The organism is Mycolicibacterium tokaiense (assembly GCF_010725885.1).
Classification (GTDB): Bacteria; Actinomycetota; Actinomycetes; order Mycobacteriales; family Mycobacteriaceae; genus Mycobacterium; species Mycobacterium tokaiense.
Genome location: NZ_AP022600.1, coordinates 1,274,011 through 1,291,072 on the forward strand (window position 1 = coordinate 1,274,011; position 17,062 = coordinate 1,291,072).

12 protein-coding genes are annotated in these 17,062 nt (G+C 68.9%); 8 read left to right on the forward strand and 4 right to left on the reverse strand.

The genetic code is table 11. The features are described 5' to 3' along the window. Positions 1-16 precede the first annotated feature (16 nt). The 3 genes from G6N58_RS06115 to G6N58_RS06125 are packed head-to-tail and all read left to right on the forward strand — an operon-like array spanning position 17 to position 2,059. Positions 17-466, forward strand: coding sequence for a MarR family winged helix-turn-helix transcriptional regulator (locus G6N58_RS06115; protein ID WP_115279353.1), 450 nt, complete (start codon positions 17-19; stop codon positions 464-466). Next, positions 463-1,266: an ATP-binding cassette domain-containing protein gene (locus tag G6N58_RS06120; protein WP_115279352.1), complete on the forward strand. Its 804-nt coding sequence runs from the start codon at positions 463-465 to the stop codon at positions 1,264-1,266. Before G6N58_RS06115 ends, G6N58_RS06120 begins: the two co-directional genes overlap by 4 nt. A gap of 46 nt (positions 1,267-1,312) precedes the next feature. Next, on the forward strand, positions 1,313-2,059 hold the full coding sequence (locus tag G6N58_RS06125) for an ABC transporter permease (protein ID WP_163908604.1): 747 nt from the start codon (positions 1,313-1,315) through the stop codon (positions 2,057-2,059). Here G6N58_RS06125 and G6N58_RS06130 read toward each other — a convergent pair. Continuing rightward, on the reverse strand, positions 2,039-2,878 hold the full coding sequence (locus G6N58_RS06130) for a pyridoxamine 5'-phosphate oxidase family protein (RefSeq protein ID WP_232067749.1): 840 nt from the start codon (positions 2,876-2,878) through the stop codon (positions 2,039-2,041). The genes G6N58_RS06125 and G6N58_RS06130 overlap by 21 nt on opposite strands. A gap of 88 nt (positions 2,879-2,966) precedes the next feature. Here G6N58_RS06130 and G6N58_RS06135 point away from each other — a divergent pair, with 88 nt between their 5' ends. The 5 genes from G6N58_RS06135 to G6N58_RS06155 all read left to right on the forward strand — a co-directional run bounded on the left by G6N58_RS06135 (position 2,967) and on the right by G6N58_RS06155 (position 8,600). After that, positions 2,967-5,300, forward strand: a complete 2,334-nt coding sequence (locus G6N58_RS06135) for an APC family permease (protein ID WP_435406159.1) — start codon at positions 2,967-2,969, stop codon at positions 5,298-5,300. A gap of 42 nt (positions 5,301-5,342) precedes the next feature. Next, a complete protein-coding gene (locus G6N58_RS06140; protein ID WP_068919036.1) occupies positions 5,343-5,615 on the forward strand; it encodes a helix-turn-helix transcriptional regulator in 273 nt (90 codons plus the stop codon). Further along, positions 5,608-6,141 (forward strand): hypothetical protein, encoded by a 534-nt coding sequence (locus G6N58_RS06145; RefSeq protein ID WP_115279350.1) that lies wholly within the window; start codon positions 5,608-5,610, stop codon positions 6,139-6,141. The genes G6N58_RS06140 and G6N58_RS06145 overlap by 8 nt, the downstream gene beginning before the upstream one ends. Positions 6,142-6,210: 69 nt before the next feature. Further along, positions 6,211-7,410, forward strand: a complete 1,200-nt coding sequence (locus G6N58_RS06150; RefSeq protein ID WP_115279349.1) for a low temperature requirement protein A — start codon at positions 6,211-6,213, stop codon at positions 7,408-7,410. A 194-nt stretch (positions 7,411-7,604) separates the two neighbouring features. Beyond that, a complete protein-coding gene (locus G6N58_RS06155; protein ID WP_115279348.1) occupies positions 7,605-8,600 on the forward strand; it encodes an esterase family protein in 996 nt (331 codons plus the stop codon). Positions 8,601-8,710: 110 nt separating this feature from the next. Here the strand turns inward: G6N58_RS06155 and recD are convergent, their stop codons facing one another. Genes recD through recC form a run of 3 tightly spaced genes read right to left on the reverse strand, consistent with a single transcriptional unit; the run spans position 8,711 to position 17,036 of the window. Next, positions 8,711-10,453, reverse strand: coding sequence for an exodeoxyribonuclease V subunit alpha (gene recD / locus G6N58_RS06160; RefSeq protein WP_115279347.1), 1,743 nt, complete (start codon positions 10,451-10,453; stop codon positions 8,711-8,713). After that, positions 10,450-13,764, reverse strand: a complete 3,315-nt coding sequence (locus tag G6N58_RS06165) for a UvrD-helicase domain-containing protein (RefSeq protein ID WP_115279346.1) — start codon at positions 13,762-13,764, stop codon at positions 10,450-10,452. The genes recD and G6N58_RS06165 overlap by 4 nt, the downstream gene beginning before the upstream one ends. Beyond that, on the reverse strand, positions 13,761-17,036 hold the full coding sequence (gene recC / locus G6N58_RS06170; protein ID WP_115279345.1) for an exodeoxyribonuclease V subunit gamma: 3,276 nt from the start codon (positions 17,034-17,036) through the stop codon (positions 13,761-13,763). Before recC ends, G6N58_RS06165 begins: the two co-directional genes overlap by 4 nt. Positions 17,037-17,062: the final 26 nt, after the last annotated feature.

The following is a 17,062-nucleotide window of genomic DNA, read 5'->3' on the forward strand; positions in this document are numbered from 1 at the left end:
GAGGTATCTTGGTGGGATGGATGCCAGGGCCGAGCTGACCGGGGTGCTGTTCAGCACCGTCGGCCGCTTCCGACGGCAGGTGCGCCGCTCGGCGGGCCGCTCGTTCGCCGCCGGCCTCACCGAGTCGCAGGCCGAACTACTGCGCCTGGTCGGCCGCCGTCCCGGCATCTCGGTCAGTGCGGCCGCCGCGGAGCTGGGCCTGGCCGCCAACACCGCGTCCACCCTGGTCTCGCGGCTGGTTGCCGACGAGTTGCTGGTGCGCACGCCCGATCGGGCCGACCGCCGGGTGGGCCGGCTCCACCTGACCGAGCCGGCCCAGCGCCTGGCCGACGTGTCGCGCGCGGCTCGCCGAGCCGCCATGGCCGAGGTGATCGACCAACTCGATGATCGTGAGATCGCCACCCTGACAGCCGGTATGGAGGTATTGACCAAGATGACCCACCTGCTTGCCAAGCGCGCGCCATGACCCCCGCCATCGACTGCCGACATCTGAGCCACCGCTACGGGTCGTTCACTGCGCTGGACGACCTGACACTGACCGTCGAGGCCGGCGAAACCCTGGGCCTGCTGGGGCCCAACGGTGCCGGCAAGACCACCGCGGTGCGGGTGCTGACCACCCTGACACCGGTTCAGCACGGCGAGGTGTTGATCTTCGGATTCGACGCCCGCCGGGACACCATGGACATCCGCTACAACATCGGCTATGTACCGCAACAACTTTCGATCGAGTCGGCACTCACCGGGCGGCAGAACGTGGAGTGGTTCGCCCGGCTCTACGATGTACCGCGGCGCCACCGCAAGGCCCGGGTGGACGACGCCCTTGCGGCGATGAACCTGCTCGACGTCGCCGACAACCTGGCCGGCACCTACTCCGGCGGCATGGTGCGCCGGCTCGAACTCTCCCAGGCGCTGGTGAACAGACCGTCGCTGCTCATCCTGGACGAGCCCACCGTAGGGCTGGATCCTATTGCGCGCGACGGAGTGTGGTCACAGGTGCAGCGGATGCAGGACGAGTTCGGCATGACCGTCCTGCTGACCACGCACTACATGGAGGAGGCCGATGTGCTGTGCGACCGGGTCGCGCTGTTGCACCATGGCACGCTGCAGACCGTCGGCACTCCCGGTGAACTGAAAGACACCGTGGGCCCGGGTGCGACACTGGAGGACGTGTTCCGGCATTACGCCGGATCCACGCTGGAAGACACCCCGCAGCAGGGTCTCAAAGAGATCCGGTCCAGTCGCAGGACGGCCCGCCGTGGCAACTGATCTGGTCCGGGCGCCGCGCGGCTGGCGGCGCTTGCGTGGAATCACCATGCGGATGGGCACTTTCGCTCTGGTGGAGCTGCAGAAACTGCGACACGACCGCACCGAGCTGATCACCCGGATGGTGCAGCCGGCGTTGTGGCTGTTGATCTTCGGGCAGACCTTCAGCCACCTGGACGTCATCGACACCGGATCGGTGTCCTACCTGGCCTTCCTGGCACCCGGCATCATCGCGCAGTCGGCGTTGTTCATCTCGATCTTCTACGGCATCCAGATCGTCTGGGATCGTGATGCGGGCGTGTTGGCCAAACTGATGGTGACCCCGGCCCCGGCATCGGCGCTGGTGGCCGGGAAGTCGTTCGCCGCGGGCGTGCGGTCGGTGGCGCAGGTGGTGGGGGTGCTGGTGATCGCGTATCTGCTGGGGGTGGCCCTGACCGCCAACCCCCTGCGCATCCTGGCCGCCATGGCTGTGGTGGTGTTGGGCGCGGTGTTCTTCTCGTGCCTGTCGATGTCGCTGGCGGGCCTGGTCCGCAACCGCGACCGGCTGATGGGCATCGGCCAGGCCATCACCATGCCGTTGTTCTTCGCGTCCAACGCGCTGTACCCGGTGGACATCATGCCGCAGTGGCTGCGGTGGCTCAGTGCGGTGAATCCGTTGAGCTACGAGGTCAATGCGCTGCGGGGGCTGTTGATCGGCACCCCGTCGAACATGGCTCTGGACCTGGGCGTGCTGGTGGCCGCCGCGGTGGCGGGCATCGCCGTGGCCTCGGCGCTGCTACGCCGGCTGGTGCGCTGAGAGGCCGTCGACCACCTGGCGCACCGTGAACTCGACGCGACGCTGGGGTGACCACACCACCTGCGCGGTACCTGACATCTGCACCGTGGCGCCGGTGGGGTAATCGGTAAACAGCAGGGCCGCTTCGTCGTCCACCTGCAGATTGCCGAAGCTGTTGAACATGTTGTTGCCCGGGTAATCCGGCCACCACAGCCGGGTGGGTGAGGACACCTGCACGAAGGCCGGCGGGCCGCCGCGGTGCGAGGCGTCGCTGCCCCGGCTGGGATGGGTGGTGCCGAGGAAGAACGTATCCGAGGCCGCCACGAGTGCCTGCGCCTGAGGTGTCAGCGCCCCCGCGCGATGCGGGGCGCCGCCGCTGCGCCCCGCCGCCACCGCGGCCGCCAGGTCGTGGGGGTGGATGTGCTGCGGGCAGTTGCCGTAGGCCTGATCCACCCGGACCACCAATCGATCCTCCCCGGCATCGGTGAGAGTCCCGTTGACGCGGATCCGGCGCCGGGTGGCGAAGTCGATGACGATGAGGCCCACGGGCTGATCGGCGGGCAGGCCGTGCAGCGGGTCGCTGGTCCGCGGCGTGGTGGCGATCTGCAGCACATCACCTCGGGCGTCGAGGAATCCGGGCGGCGCCGCCAACGGCGATGCCCAGAGCACCCCGTCGTGGTCGCGGCCGGTCAGGACCGCATAGCTACGCAGGCTCAGGAACTTCTGCGCGCCGCCGGACAGGTCGGCCGGGGCCAGCATCCCCTCGAGTCGCTGCGCCTGCAGCGACACTCCCGCCGCGCGTTGCGCGGCGAGTTCACCTTCGTGGAATCCCCACTTCACGCGGTGTGCAACAGCGTCGGCGCCTCGCCTCTTCCCGGTCGGGTCACAAACACCCGCAGCAAAGCATCCGACAGGTCAGAATGTGGCGGTGAACGAGGCTTCCCCGGGAGCGGCCAACACGGCCTTGCCCAACTACGTGCCGCCGCCGCTGCCCCCGTCCATCGGGTACAGCCTCAAGCGCCTGTTCCTGGGCAAGCCGCTGGTCACCGATCAACTCAAGGACGAGAAGCTCTCCAATCGGGTTGCCCTCGGCGTGCTTTCGCCGGACGCCATCTCCTCGAGCGCATACGGCACCGAGGTGGTGCTGGTGGAGCTGCTGCCGTACGCGGCGCTGGCCTCGTTCGCGTTGCTGCTGCCCATCACCGCAGCGATCCTGTGCATCCTGGTTTTGGTGGCCGCCGCCTACTGCCAGGTGGTCATGACGTACACCAAAGCGGGCGGCTCGTATGTGGTGGCGCGCGACAACTTCGGCCCCCGGGTGGCCCAGGTGGCCGCCGCCGCGCTGATGATCGATTACGTCGTCACCGTCGCGGTGCAGGCAGCGGCAGGCACCGTCGCCGTGGTTTCCGCGATCCGCATCCTGGGTCCGTACAGCCTGGAGATCACCGTCGGCATCGTGCTGGCGATGTGCTTTGTGAACCTGCGGGGGCTCAAGGAAGCCGGCCGGCCCTTCGCCGTGCCCACCTACTTCTTCATCGTGATGATGACGACGATGATCGTCACCGGCGTGGTGCGGCATCTGATCTGGGGCCTGCCGAAATACGACCCCACGACCATCGTCGGCGCGGTGCCGGTGGAACACGGCGACGGCCTCATCCTGGGTGCGACGGTGTTGGTGCTGCTGCGTGCCTTCGCCAACGGCGGTGCCTCGTTGACCGGGGTGGAAGCCATCTCCAACACCGTCGGCGCCTTCCACGAACCGGCGGGCCGTAACGCCCGCAAGGTCATCGTGGTGATGGCGTCGGTCCTGTTCTTCCTGCTGGCCGGTGTGGCATTCCTCGCGTGTGCCACCTACGCCACCCCGTACACCGCCGGGTATCCGTCTGTGCTGTCGGAGATCGCCCGCGCTGTCTTCGGATCCAGCATGGTGGGCCACGTCCTCTACGCGCTGGTGCAGATCGCCACCGCACTGATCCTGTTCACCGGCGCCAACACCAGTTTCAACGGCTTCCCGGCGCTGGCTAACTTTGTCTCCGAAGACCGGTTCCTGCCACGCCAATTGGCCAAACGTGGTCACCGGCTGGTGTTTTCGAACGGCATCATCCTGCTGACCGTGCTGTCGGTGGCGCTGTTGATCGGCACTGGCGGGTCGGTGAGCGCGCTGGTGCCGTTCTACGCCATCGGCGTGTTCACCGGCTTCGCCATGGCCGGCTTCGGGATGGCCAAGCACCATCACCGCGAACACGGCGACGGGTGGCGCCACAAGTTCGCCATCTGCCTGACCGCCGGCGTGGTGTCCACCATCGTGGTGCTGATTTTTGCCATCGCCAAGTTCACCGAGGGCGCCTGGCTGGTGGTGGTGATCTTCCCCATCCTGGTTTTCCTGCTGATGCGGCTCAACCGCGAATACCGCGCCGAGGCAGCCATTCTGGAGTCGATCCGGGGCGGCGGGCCGCTGGAGGACTACCAACGGCTGCGGGTGCTGGTGCTGGTGGCCTCGCTCGATCTGGCCTCGCTGGAGGCGCTGCGCTACGGGCGCGGGTTGGAGGCCGACGAGTTCACCGCCGTGCACTTCAACATCGACGAGGCCCACACCGAGCTGCTGCTCACGAAGTGGGTGCATTACGGCCTGCAGACACCCCTGCGGATCATCGAATGCCCTGACCGTCGGTTGATCAGAGCTGCACAGGAACTGGTGGTCGCCGAGGCCAACCAACAGCCCGGCACCATGGTGACCCTGCTGTTGCCCCGGCGCAGTTACGCGCCACTGATCGGGTTCTTCCTGCATGACCGCACCGCCGACCGAATCGCCCGCGCCGTGAGCCGGATGCCGTTCGCGGTGGCCACCATCGTGCCCTATGACGTCCGTTCCAAGATCCGCCAGACCTTCCCGGACCGCTTCGAGGAACGGATCACCCGGGAACTGGAGAAAGTGCAGTCGCGGGTGGAGGGCAAGCCCGAAGGCCAGCGGCCCGCCACCACACCGCAGGTGATCGCCCTGGGCAATCTGGTCAGCGGCCTGCAGGCCACCGTCGAAGGTGAGGTGCTGCGCGTCGAGGACAAGGTGCGCGACGGCGAGCCGCTGCGAATCGTGGTGCTCGGCGACGACAGCGGGGAGCTCAACGTGCTGTTCAACAACGGTCGCGGCGTCGACCTCGCTGTGGGCCAACAGCTCCGGATGACAGGTAAGGCGCGCCAGACCGGCACCCGGGCGATGTTCCTGGAAGATCCGGCGGTGACGGTGTTGGGCGAACCGGCATAGGAAGACTTGACAGATCGTTGGGTTTTCCCAACACTCGGTTAGGTGAGTCCGGTGAAGCGGGGGATCACTCTCCCCATCCACAACCGAATCCGCGTGCTACGCGCCGAGCGTGGCATGAGCCGGGCCGAACTGGCGGACCGAATCGAGGTCAACCCGCAGACCGTCGGCGCGCTGGAGCGGGGCGATCACTACCCCAGCCTCGATCTGGCCTTCCGGATCTGCGACGTGTTCGACCTACCCGTCGAAGCGGTGTTCTCCCGCACGGAGTTCACACCGCTGTCCGCCGAGGTGTACAGAAGGGGATCGCATGCCTGACACAGACCTGATCGAGCGCTACCAGAACTACCGCACCAGTCGATTCCTCAAACAGGAACGCGCCTGGGCGACCTGGCTGCCCGGCTGGCGCACCCGAAGCCGTCGCCGCCTGCTGGTCGGCCTGCTCGTCGCGACCCTGGTGTTCATGCTCGCCGTGAGCGTGGCGTGCGCCGCCGGCGTGCAGTGGGCGCCGCTGCTCTGGCTGCCCGCATGCCTGGTGTTCTTTCCACTGTGGACCGCACTGCAGATCGTGTCCGGCCGCCGCGGCGACGCACCACGGGGAGTCCTGGACGAGTTCGAGATCGCGCAGCGCAACAGCGCCCGCTCCATCGGGCTGACCATCACCCAGAACTTGGTCCTGCTCGCGGCGTTCTACCTGATCTTCGGCTCGGTGATCACCGGCGGCACCGACCAGAACATGGCGTATGCCGGCGGCCTGATGACGCTGACGGCCATGCTCGCCGGTGGCTGCTCACCGGCGATGATCCTGGGCTGGACGCGACCCGATCCCGAACCGGACGAGTGACGCTCCGCATCTGACCGCGCCACCTGTCACGATGAGCCGGTGATCACCCCTGCTCATCGTCTTCAGGTGATGTCCGGCCGCGACCCCCACGAGGCGCACCGGGTGGCGACACCGCTGGAATTGCTGTTCGACCTGACGTTCGTCATCGCCTTCGGGGTGGCCGCGTCGGAGTTGGCGCACATGCTGGCCGAGAACCACCTCGGCGCGGGGCTGGCCGGGTTCGCCTTCGCCACCTTCGCGGTGAGCTGGGCCTGGATCAACTTCAGCTGGTTCGCTTCGGCCTACGACACCGACGACTGGGTCTACCGCCTGACCACCATGCTGCAGATGGTCGGTGTTGTTGTTCTGGCACTGGGGATTCCGCCGGTGTACTCCTCGATCTACGAGGGTCGGCACGTCGACAATCGGGTTCTGGTGGCCGGTTATGTGGTGATGCGCGTGGCGATGGTCCTGCAGTGGCTGCGTGCGGCGCGGCAGGACCCCACCCGCCGGCGCGCCTGCCTGACCTATGCCGTCTCGATCACCGTCGCGCAGGTGGGCTGGATCGCGGTCATCGTGGTCGACACCTCGGTGCCGACGACGTTCCTGTTGGTGGCGGCGATGACGCTGGTCGAAATGAGCGGGCCGTGGCTGGCCGAAAAGCGGATGGGCGGTACTCCGTGGCACTCGCACCACATCGCCGAGCGCTACGGCCTTCTGGTGATCATCGCTCTGGGTGAAGGGGTGATCGGCACGGTGGCCACCTTGACCGCGGTGGTGCACGACCAGGGGTGGACCTTCGACGCGGCGTCGGTGGTCATTGCCGGGATCGGGCTGACCTTCGGAATGTGGTGGGTGTACTTCGTGATTCCCACCGCCGACCTGCTGCACGCCCGCCGCGAGCGCTCGTTCCCGTGGGGTTATTCGCACATCCTGGTGTTCGGCTCCATCGTTGCCACCGGCGCCGGACTGCACGCCGCCGCGTACTACCTGGAGCGCCATTCGACGCTGGACTCGATGGCGACGGTGCTGGCGGTCGCCATTCCGGTGGGGGTTTACCTGGTCTTGATCTGCGCGCTCTACGTGCTGCTGGTAGGCCATTTCGACCTCTTCCACGCGGGCCTGCTGACGGTGGCCGGATTGGTGCTGGCCGGTGCGGTGATACTGGCGGGCACAGGCGTTGACATGGCCGTCTGCCTGTTGGTGGTCACCCTGGCCCCAGCCGTGACGGTGCTCGGTTACGAGCTGGTGGGACACCGGCGCGCTACAGCGTCGCTGGGGCACGACTGACCCCACGCTGCGCCGACGCGCCCGGTGCGGATAACAACCCGGTGTCGATTGGGCCTCCGGGCAGACATTCAATCGTTGTCCAACCGCGACTGCGGAAACCGGTTTCTGAGACGGTTCCAGCGGAAACCACATGATTCACTTTCGTCACACGAGTCACAAGCCTGTAAGTCACTGAGTCATGGAGGAGCCCTGTCGTGAAGTTCGTAGAGAAGTTGCGCGGGACGGCAAAGCGACTGGCGGTCGCGGGCGTCGCAGCCGCCGCGCTGCCCGGCCTGATCGGGATCGCCGGTGGATCGGCGACCGCCGGGGCCTTCTCCCGGCCGGGCCTGCCCGTCGAATACCTGATGGTGCCGTCCCCCTCGATGGGACGCGACATCAAGGTGCAGTTCCAGCCCGGCGGCAGCAAGGCCGTCTACCTGCTCGACGGCCTGCGTGCCCAGGATGACTTCAACGGCTGGGACATCAACACCCCGGCATTCGAGTGGTTCGAGAACTCGGGCATGTCGGCGATCATGCCGGTGGGCGGCCAGTCCAGCTTCTACGCCGACTGGTACCAGCCGTCGCAGGGCAACGGCCAGAACTACACCTACAAGTGGGAGACCTTCCTGACCCAGGAGCTGCCCACCTATCTGCAGGCCAACAAGGGCATCTCGCCGACGGGCAATGCGGCCGTCGGCCTGTCGATGGCCGGGTCGGCCTCGCTCACCCTGTCCATCTGGCATCCGCAGCAATTCATCTACGCATCCTCGCTGTCGGGCTTCCTGAACCCGTCCGAGGGCTGGTGGCCGACCCTGATCGGGATGGCGATGAACGACGCCGGCGGCTTCAACGCCAACAGCATGTGGGGCCCGTCCTCGGATCCGGCGTGGAAGCGCAACGACCCGATGGTGAACATCGACCGGTTGGTGGCCAACAACACCCGCATCTGGATCTACTGCGGCACCGGCAGCCCGTCGGATCTGGATGCCGCGGGCAACATCGGCAACCTGATGGCCGCGCAGTTCCTGGAGGGCTTCACCCTGCGCACCAACCTGGCGTTCCGGGACAAGTACATCGCCCAGGGTGGCCGCAACGGGGTGTTCAACTTCCCGTCCAACGGCACCCACAGCTGGGGGTACTGGGGCCAGCAGCTGCAGCAGATGATCCCGGACATGCAGAAGGTGCTCAACGCGCCGCAGCCGGCTGCCTGATCACATCTCGGCACGAAGTGGCCCCCGTCAACCGACGGGGGCCACTGTCGTCGAGACGTAAACGCCTGCGCCCGTTGCCGGTGTGTCGCCGCAACAGGTTACGTGTCGCGCTACTGCGCCAGCCGTTGCCGCAGACCCGTCGCCCGCACCACCCGCCGGGCGAGTGCCGCCCGCACGCCCGCCTCGGTACCCACCACCCGAACCCGCGTGGTGGCGCGGGTGATCGCGGTGTAGAACAGCTCGCGCGTCAGCAGCCGCGAGTCCTCCGACGGCAGCAGCACGGTCACGTCGTCGGCCTGGCTGCCCTGGCTCTTGTGGATGGTCAGCGCGTGCATGGTCTCGACATGGGCCAGGCGGCTGGTTGCGAACTCCACCACTGCGCCTGCACCCCCGAGTGCCACCCGCAGTTGATCACCGGCCCGCACCGTCACGCCGGTGTCACCGTTGTACAGCCCCAGCCCGTAGTCGTTCTCGGTCACGAGGACCGGCCGGCCGGCGTACCAGTCGGCCCAGCGGCCCTCGCCGGTCTCCTCCGCGAGCCACCGCTCGATCTGCCGATTCCAGTGCCGCACCCCGTGTGGACCCTCCCGGTGCGCGCAGAGCAATCGGTGGGACTCCAACGCCGCCAACGCGTCCCCGGCATCGCCGCGCAGTGCCGCCGCGCGCACCTGCAGGGCGTGGCTCACCAGGATGTCGCGCAGCTGCGCCGAACGCTCCTCGATGAACTCGATGTGTTCGTTTCCCGAGCGCAGCAGCGTGAGTACCTCGTCGCCGTCGCCGCGGCGCACCGCGCCGGCCAGAGCGCCGATGGACTCGCCGAACCGGTGCGACGTGCGTAACGCCGCCACCTGCAGGTCACGGCGCGCACCCAGACCGTCCACCAGGTCGGCCAGCACCGCCCCCGCCTCCACCGAGGCCAACTGGTCCGGATCGCCCACCAGGATCAATCGTGTTGCCGGACGGACCGATTCGAGCAACCGCGCCATCATGGTCAGCGGTACCATCGACGTCTCGTCGACCACGATGACGTCGTAGGGCAACCGGTTGGCCCGGTTGTGGACGAACCTGCCGGAGTTCTTCCACGACCGACCGAGCAACCGATGCAGGGTGACGGCGTGCAGCCCCGAGAGCCGAGCCCGGTCCTGGGGCGCCAAGTGGTCGATCTGCGCCTGCACCGCCTGCTGCAACCGCGCCGATGCCTTGCCGGTGGGCGCCGCCAGCGCGATCCGGGGCCGGGTGTGCCCGGTCAGTTCGGCCTGTTCGGCCAGCAGCGCCAACAACCCCGCCACGGTGGTGGTCTTTCCGGTGCCGGGACCGCCGGTCAGAACGGTTGTCCACTGCGACAACGCGATCTGGGCGGCCGCACGTTGCTCGGGGTAGACGCCCGCCGGGAACACCCGGTCCAGCCCCGCGGCCAGCGCGGCCTCGGCCACCGGCACCTCGGGAGAGCGGGTGGCCAGCAGATCGGCGCACACCTGCTCCTCTTCGCGGAAGTAGCGGTCCAGGTACAGCAGGTGCCGGTCGTAGAGTCGCAGGACCGGCGGCGCGCCGAGCAACGGGCTGGCCCGCACGGCCTCCAGCCACGGTGTCACCTCTGGCCACGGCAATGCCACCTCGGCGTCTGTGGCGGTGTCGGTCCGGACGGTCGACAGGTCCACGCACACCGACCCGCCGCGCAGCCCGCGCACCGCCAGTGCCGTTGCCAGCGCCACGGATTCGTCGGTTTCGCCGGCCAGCTCGGTCAGCCGCATCGCCACGTGGACATCGGCGGCCTCCAGCACACCGGCGTCGTTGAACTGGCGCAGCAGCCCCCGAGCGCCGTGCACACGACGCCATTCGTACAGATCGGTCATGGCCGAACCCCGTCCAGCAGATCCGAGATGGCGAGCACCAGTGCCGCGGGCGGCTGCCAGCTGAACACCCCGGCGGGATGGCCGTCGAATACCGGGGTCGCGGCTCCGCACATCCCGCGCAGGAACAGATACAGCACCCCGCCCAGATGCCGCTCCGGCTGGTAGCCACGCTGCCGCCAGCGCAAAAAGCGATGCAGAACAACACAATACAGTAGCGCCTGCAAGGGGTAGTCCGAATGCAGCATCGCTGCGGCCAGCTGCTCGGGGGCGTAGTCGGCTGCCGTCAACGGCCGGCCCGGCTCCCCGAGGCGGTTGGTCTTGTAGTCCACCACCAGATAGCGGGGTTGGTCCCCGTCGTGCACCCGCAGCACCACGTCGATGGACCCGGTGAGATAGCCGCGCAACGACTGCGCGCCGAGCAGCGGCCCGGACAGCCGATCGGCGTACACGGCCATCGGATCCCCGGCCGGCAGGTGCTGACGCACCAACGCCGCCATGTCGGCCAAGGTGGGCTCGGCGTCGGTCGAGGGTGCGACATCACCACCGGCCAGGGGCATCTCGAAATCCAACTCGCTCAACCGGTCGGTCAGCGGCACGTCGCGCAAGGTGAGCCCGGGCGCCAGTGGCCCCAGCGGCGTGGCGTGCACGGCCAGCAGCGCGTCGGCCACCTCCTGGGCGGTGGCCTCCACACCCCACCACGCCGCATGCCTGGTCACCTCGGCGGCCAGTTCGGCGGTCAGGTCCGCAGCATCGGGATCCGCGGTCTCGAGCACCGCGTGCACCAGCGATCCGAACGCGGTGCCGCCGGGCAAGGTGTCCATCGGCGAGATCACCTCGGCGCCTGCTGTCGCAGCCGGTGTGGTGGGAATCTCCTCGACCTCATCGTCTTTGGGTCCGGCCTCCGGCTCACTTCCCACCCCGCCGGGTTCGGCCCAGGCCGCCCGGACCAGCCCCGAGTACGACGTGCGCCGCCACCCGGTGTCGATGCTGCGGTGAAAGTGCCGCACCCCCAGGCCGGTTGGCGTCTCCACAGCCGGGAGAACGGAGGCGCCGAGGATCACCGACTCCTCGACCACCGGGCCCCCGCGCTGCGACCAGGCGGCGAAGCAGGCCTGGGCGTCGGCATCGGTGACCCCCCGGGTGCAGCTGTCGGGCACCTCGGCGGCACCGTGGTCGCGGCCGCGCAGCAAGCGGGACAGACCGGCGTTCACCTCGTCTTTGGTGGGTGCCCACCAGGTGACGAGCTGTGACTGGGCGCGGGTGAGGGCGACATAAGCCAGTCGTAGCCGCTCCGCGGTGTCCTCGGCCCGGGCCGCATCGGCGGCGTCGCCGAAGTCGCGCGCCGTCTCCCCGCCGATGAAGGTGCACCGGCGGCCGAGCTCGTCGTGGTAGGTGACCACATCGGCGGTACCCACATAGCGGTTGAAGTGAAACGGCAGATGGACCACCGGGAACTGCAGCCCCTTGCTGGCCCACACGGTCATGATCTGAACCCCGGCGGCGTCGCTGTCCAGGCGCCGGTTCCGTTCGGCGACACGTGCCTTCGGCAAGGCGTCGGTGCACTGCTCACGCAACCAGTCCCGCAGGGCGGGGACACCGAACCGGCGCTCATGGCCGACGTCGAGCAACATCTCGCCCACGTGCGCCAGATCCGTCATCAGCCGCTGACCGCCGCGCCGGCCGAGCACCCGGCGGCTCATTCCGGCGACGTTGGCAGCCTCGAACACTGCCGCGATCCCTCGCGTGCGGGCGTGGTCGGTCCAGATCCTGATGGTGGCCGCCACCCGGTCGGTCAGCGTATCTCCCTGCTGCGCCAGGTCTTCCACGGTGTGGCCGAAGAAGGAGGTGACGGCCGCCGCCCGGACCAGGGCACTACGGTGCGTCTGGTCGAATGCGGTGAGCAAAGCCAACCACTCTGCGGCCGCCTCGGAGGCGAAGATGTTGGAGTCGCCGGTGTACACCGCGGCCACCCCGACCTGCGCCAGCGCACTCTGGCAGCGGCGGGCGTCGGCGTGACTCTCGACGATCACCGCGATGTCGCCGGCCCGCAGCGCTCGGCCGTCGAAGGTGGCACCGGAAGCCAGCGTGCCGGCGATGTCGGCCGCCATGTCGGCTGCGATGTGGGTGCGCGCTTCCTCGATGGGGATGCTCTGGGTTTTGTTGTAGCCCAACGCCTGCCGCGAGACAACGCGCAGGCGCCACGGCGCAGGGTGGGGCATGCCGGCCAGGCGGTGCTCCGAATGGGCGGCCTCGACGTGGTGGACCACGATCGCCGGATCGCCCAGGGCCGCACCACCCAACACTGCCTGCAGGCTGTCCACCAGGGCACTGTCGCTGCGCCAATTGGTCGCGAGCGTGAACTTCTCACCCGCGGTGCGGGACGCGTCGAGGTAGGCGTCGATGTCGCCGCCACGGAACGCGTAGATGGACTGCTTGGGGTCGCCGATCAGCACCAGCGTGGTGTGGCCGCGAAAGGCCCGGTCCACCACCTGCCACTGCACCGGGTCGGTGTCCTGGAATTCGTCGATCATCACGATGCTCCACCGTTGGCGCATCCGCTCCCGGGCGGGGGATTCCTCGGGTTCCAGCGCCTCGGCCAGCCGCGACAGCAGGTCGTCGAAGTGCATGATGCCCAGGCGCCGCTTGCGAACCTCCAACTCCACCAGGACATCCCGGGCGAACTCCACGCGGGCGTGGGCGACCGAGCCCGGCTCGGGTGTGGCAGGGTGCAGTTCGGTGCCCGCCTTGTCCACCACGGCCGTGGCCAGCCGCAGCGCGTCATCGCGGTTCAGCGGCGGGGTGTCGGCCAGACCTCCGAAACGGCGCAGGTATACGTCGTCGACGATCTCGCGGACCAGCTCGCCGAGGTCCTCGACCAGCGCCACCCCGGCGTCGCTGTCCCCGGCCACCCCCAGTGAGGTCAGCACCAGTCGGCAGAACTCGTGGGTGGTGGCGATGGTGGCGGAGTCGAATTCCGCCAAGGCGGTGCGCAACCGGGCCTGACGGACCGCCAGCTCGTCGGGTGGCGCGGTCAGCAGATGAGTGATCAGGTCGGTCCGCGGCACGTCGGCCCCGTCGAAGGCGGCCACCACGGCCACGATCTGTTCACGCACCCGCTCCCGCAGCTCAGCGGTGGCCGCGCGGCTGAAGGTGATCAGCAGCATGTCGTCGAGAGTGGCGTCGGTCTCGGCGAGATAGCGCGTCACCAGCCCCGCCAACACGAACGTCTTGCCGGTTCCGGCGCTGGCTTCCAGCACCGTCGTCGATTCCGGCGCGGGCAGCGATCCCAGCAGATCAAAGGGCCGGGTCATCGCTGCCTCCGCTCCGCCGCCAGCAACGGTCCCCACAACCGGGCCGTGAACGCACCCAGGCGGGTGTCCTCACCGTCGACTTCTTCACCGGGCCGCGGCGGCACCGTCAGCGCGGAGAACGGCGCCGGGGGGCCGCCCCACACCCGCACATGCGCCACGTCGTCCTGGTCGCCGCCGAACTTACTGCGCCAGGTGCGCTGCGCCGCGGGCCACGGATCGCGGTGGCGGAACCGGTTCTCAGCCCAGGTGTAGGAGGTCCGGATCGGCAGCGGCAGCGGCTCGGTACGACCCTGATCGTAGAGGGCCACAATGTCTTTCAGGACCGCCTCGGCGCCGCCGGCCGGAACCCCGAAGATCCGGGTCAACACCCCGTCACCGGATCGGCCGGTGCACACGGCCGTCCAGTCGTACCCGGGTTCGGTCAGCGCGAGCGCCAGGATGTGGACCCACGGCTCCAGCAGATGCCGGCCGTCGAGCCGGGAGAAGGTGGTGGCCACCACCGTGGTGCCGTACACCGGAGTGACGGTGCCGGTGAGTCGGCGTCCGTCACCGAGGTCGACGTCGACGTCGACGGCGTGCGGTGTCAACTCCCGGTAAGCGGCGTCCGCCCGGGCGAGCATCTCGGCCTGGTCCCGGATGCTCTTGGCCAGCCGCCAGCCGAGTTGACCGGGCGGCAGTGTGCCGCGGCGCCATTCGGACTGCAGCACCCAGTTCAGGTCCTTGCCCGCCCGCAGGTCGGTCAGCATCTGCTCGCCCACCTGCCAACGCTGCAGCCCGTCGAGCTCGATGGGCATCGCGTCGGACAGACTGTCCTCGTCGCGGGGCAGCGCCATGTCCAACGACGTGAAGAACGCTCGGACCGGGTTCTTCACGAATTTCACCAGGTCTACCAGCGCGACGTCCCCTCCGGCGGGCGGCACCAGGGGCCCGGTGGGAAACGGTGTCGGTTCACTCAACGTCCCCGCCGCCGCCGTCGCGGCGGTGAGCACGGTGGGGTCGAAGGTGAACGGGGTGGGAACCCCCAGCGCGCCCGGCGTGACGTTGCGGATGTCGAAGGGCTGCAACGGGTGTGTGACGAGGATCCTGCTGCGCACCGGCGCACCGGTGGTCTGGTCCAGCGCATCGAGCACCTCGGCCAGCGGCACCGCAGGCGGACGGCGGTGGCCGCTGATCTCGTCGGCACCCGTGTAGGTGATCACCAGCTTCTCGGTCGCCGCCAGCACCGCGTCCAGCAGCAGTTGCCGATCTTCGGACCGGATGTCGCGCTCCCCGGTCATGGGGCTGCGGGCCAGCGCGTCGTCACCGTCGGTCAGATCGATCCGGGGGAACACCCCGTCGTCGAGACCGACCAGACACACCACCCGGTGCGGGATGGACCGCATCGGCACCATGGTGCACACGGTCAGGGTGCCGGTACGGAAATTCGCCCGGGTCGGCCGGCCCGCCAGCTGGCGATGCAACAGAGCACGAACATCGTTGAGCTGCAACGGGATGCCCACATGCGATCCGGCCCGGTCCAGGATGTCGGCGAACTCACGCTGCAGCTGGCCGGTCTGCCAGCTGTCGTCGCCGTCGGCGCGGGTCAGCAGATCCACCCCGGCACGCAGGATGTCGATCCACTCCCGCAGCGGCCGGGTGCCGGTCAAGCCGTCGACCACCCACGTCAGGCGGTCCACGAATTCGGCCAGCCGGCCGGCCAATTCGACCTTGTTGGAGCCCACGTCGTCCAGGGGCAGGGTGGTCGCCAGCCAGGCGTGAGCATCGTCGGACATGGCCACCCCGGCCAGCACCCGGTCGATGCCGAACCGCCAGGTGTTCTGCACATAGGTGTCCAGTCCGAAACGGCGGCGGTGATCCTTGTCGATCCCCCAGCGGATTCCGGCGTCGCGCACCCAGGCGGTGACCGCCTCCAGATCGTCATCGGTGAACCCGAACCGGGCCCGCACCGGCGCCGCCTCGGCGAGGTTCAGCACGTCGCTGGCGGTGGCACGGGCGTCGGCCAGGCCGAGTACCTGATCCGCCACGGCAAGCAGCGGATTGGTCTGCACCAACGCACGATCGGCGAGCCGGACCCGCAGCCGGTGCGCCGGGTGCAGGTCGCCTGCGACCTCTCCGAGACCGAAGCCGGCGACGATCAGCGGGGCAAACGTCTCGATGTCCGGGCACATCACCAGGATGTCGCGGGGTTCGAGGGTGGGATCGTCGGCGAGCAGGCCCAGCAGCACCTCGCGCAGGACGTCGACCTGGCGCGCCGCACCGTGACAGCTGTGCACCTGGACCGAGTGGTCGTCGTCGGCGAGGGTGCGGCGCGCGGGCGAGAGTCGGTTGGCGGCGATGTCGGCCTGCAGCCACCCCAGCAGGGTGTCCGGGTGCCCGGGCCCGGGGCGGTGTTCGTCGGTGGCCGCCGCGGGCAGGCTGCGGCGCAGCTCCCGCAGGTCACGGCCCAGGGTTGCGAGCAGCGGGTGCCTGGCGTCGCGGCGGCTTTCGTCCTGGGCGCGGGGTATCGGTCCGGGCGAGTCGCTGAAGGCGGCCCACAGCGCATCGCTGGCATGCGGGAGCCACAGGTGAAGATCGTGGTGGGTGGCCAGCGCCTCCAGCAGTTCCAGATCGGTGGTCGAGAGCCTGGTGTGACCGAACAGCGACAGCCGCTGCGGCAGGTCCGCCGGGCCCTCGTAGAGCCGGCCCAGAGTGTCGACGTGCCGGTGCACCGGCGTGGGCACCGGCATCTGTGCGCACAGCGCCCGCCACAGTTCGGGTTGCCACTGCAGGTCGGCGTCGACGGTGCCCGCGCCGCGGTTCCATTCGGCCAGCATCTGCGGGCGTTGCGCGGCATAGGAGGCGAACAGAGCGGCCAACCGGCGCGCGGTGGCGTAGCGCCTGCCGCGGCGCAGCGTCGCCTCGTTTCCGGTGTGGAAATGCCCGAGGTGGGTCGCCAGCGACCGGCACCACGGTTGGTCGAGGTTGGCATCGATGACGTCGAGCAGTGGCCACACCATGGCATCCGGCGCCCAGGGATCGGTGTCGGCGGTGCCGGTGATCTCGGCGATCAGCGCCCGGGGCGAGCGGAACGCCACCCCGGCACACACGCCGTCCTGCGCTCCACCGCGCCCCAGCCGGTGGGACAGCCGTTGTGACAGCCAGCGCTCGACACCCCGGGCCGGGACCAGCACCAGTTCCTGGGCGAACGGATCGGCCAGGGGTACCGACAGCAGTTCGCCGAGTCCGTCGGCCAGGAGATCGGTGCGTTGCGCGCGGTGGAGGTGCAGAGCCATCGACGGCAAAACTACCGACCGGCGCG

What these genes read in the sequence shown, in the direction of transcription:
- G6N58_RS06150 (WP_115279349.1), top strand. Translation starts at nt 6,211, where the DNA reads ATGTCCGGCCGCGACCCCCACGAGGCGCACCGGGTGGCGACACCGCTG.
- G6N58_RS06120 (WP_115279352.1), top strand. Translation starts at nt 463, where the DNA reads ATGACCCCCGCCATCGACTGCCGACATCTGAGCCACCGCTACGGGTCG.
- G6N58_RS06125 (WP_163908604.1), top strand. Translation starts at nt 1,313, where the DNA reads ATGCGGATGGGCACTTTCGCTCTGGTGGAGCTGCAGAAACTGCGACAC.
- G6N58_RS06115 (WP_115279353.1), top strand. Translation starts at nt 17, where the DNA reads ATGGATGCCAGGGCCGAGCTGACCGGGGTGCTGTTCAGCACCGTCGGC.
- recD (WP_115279347.1), bottom strand. Translation starts at nt 10,453, where the DNA reads ATGACCGATCTGTACGAATGGCGTCGTGTGCACGGCGCTCGGGGGCTG.
- recC (WP_115279345.1), bottom strand. Translation starts at nt 17,036, where the DNA reads ATGGCTCTGCACCTCCACCGCGCGCAACGCACCGATCTCCTGGCCGAC.
- G6N58_RS06165 (WP_115279346.1), bottom strand. Translation starts at nt 13,764, where the DNA reads ATGACCCGGCCCTTTGATCTGCTGGGATCGCTGCCCGCGCCGGAATCG.
- G6N58_RS06145 (WP_115279350.1), top strand. Translation starts at nt 5,608, where the DNA reads ATGCCTGACACAGACCTGATCGAGCGCTACCAGAACTACCGCACCAGT.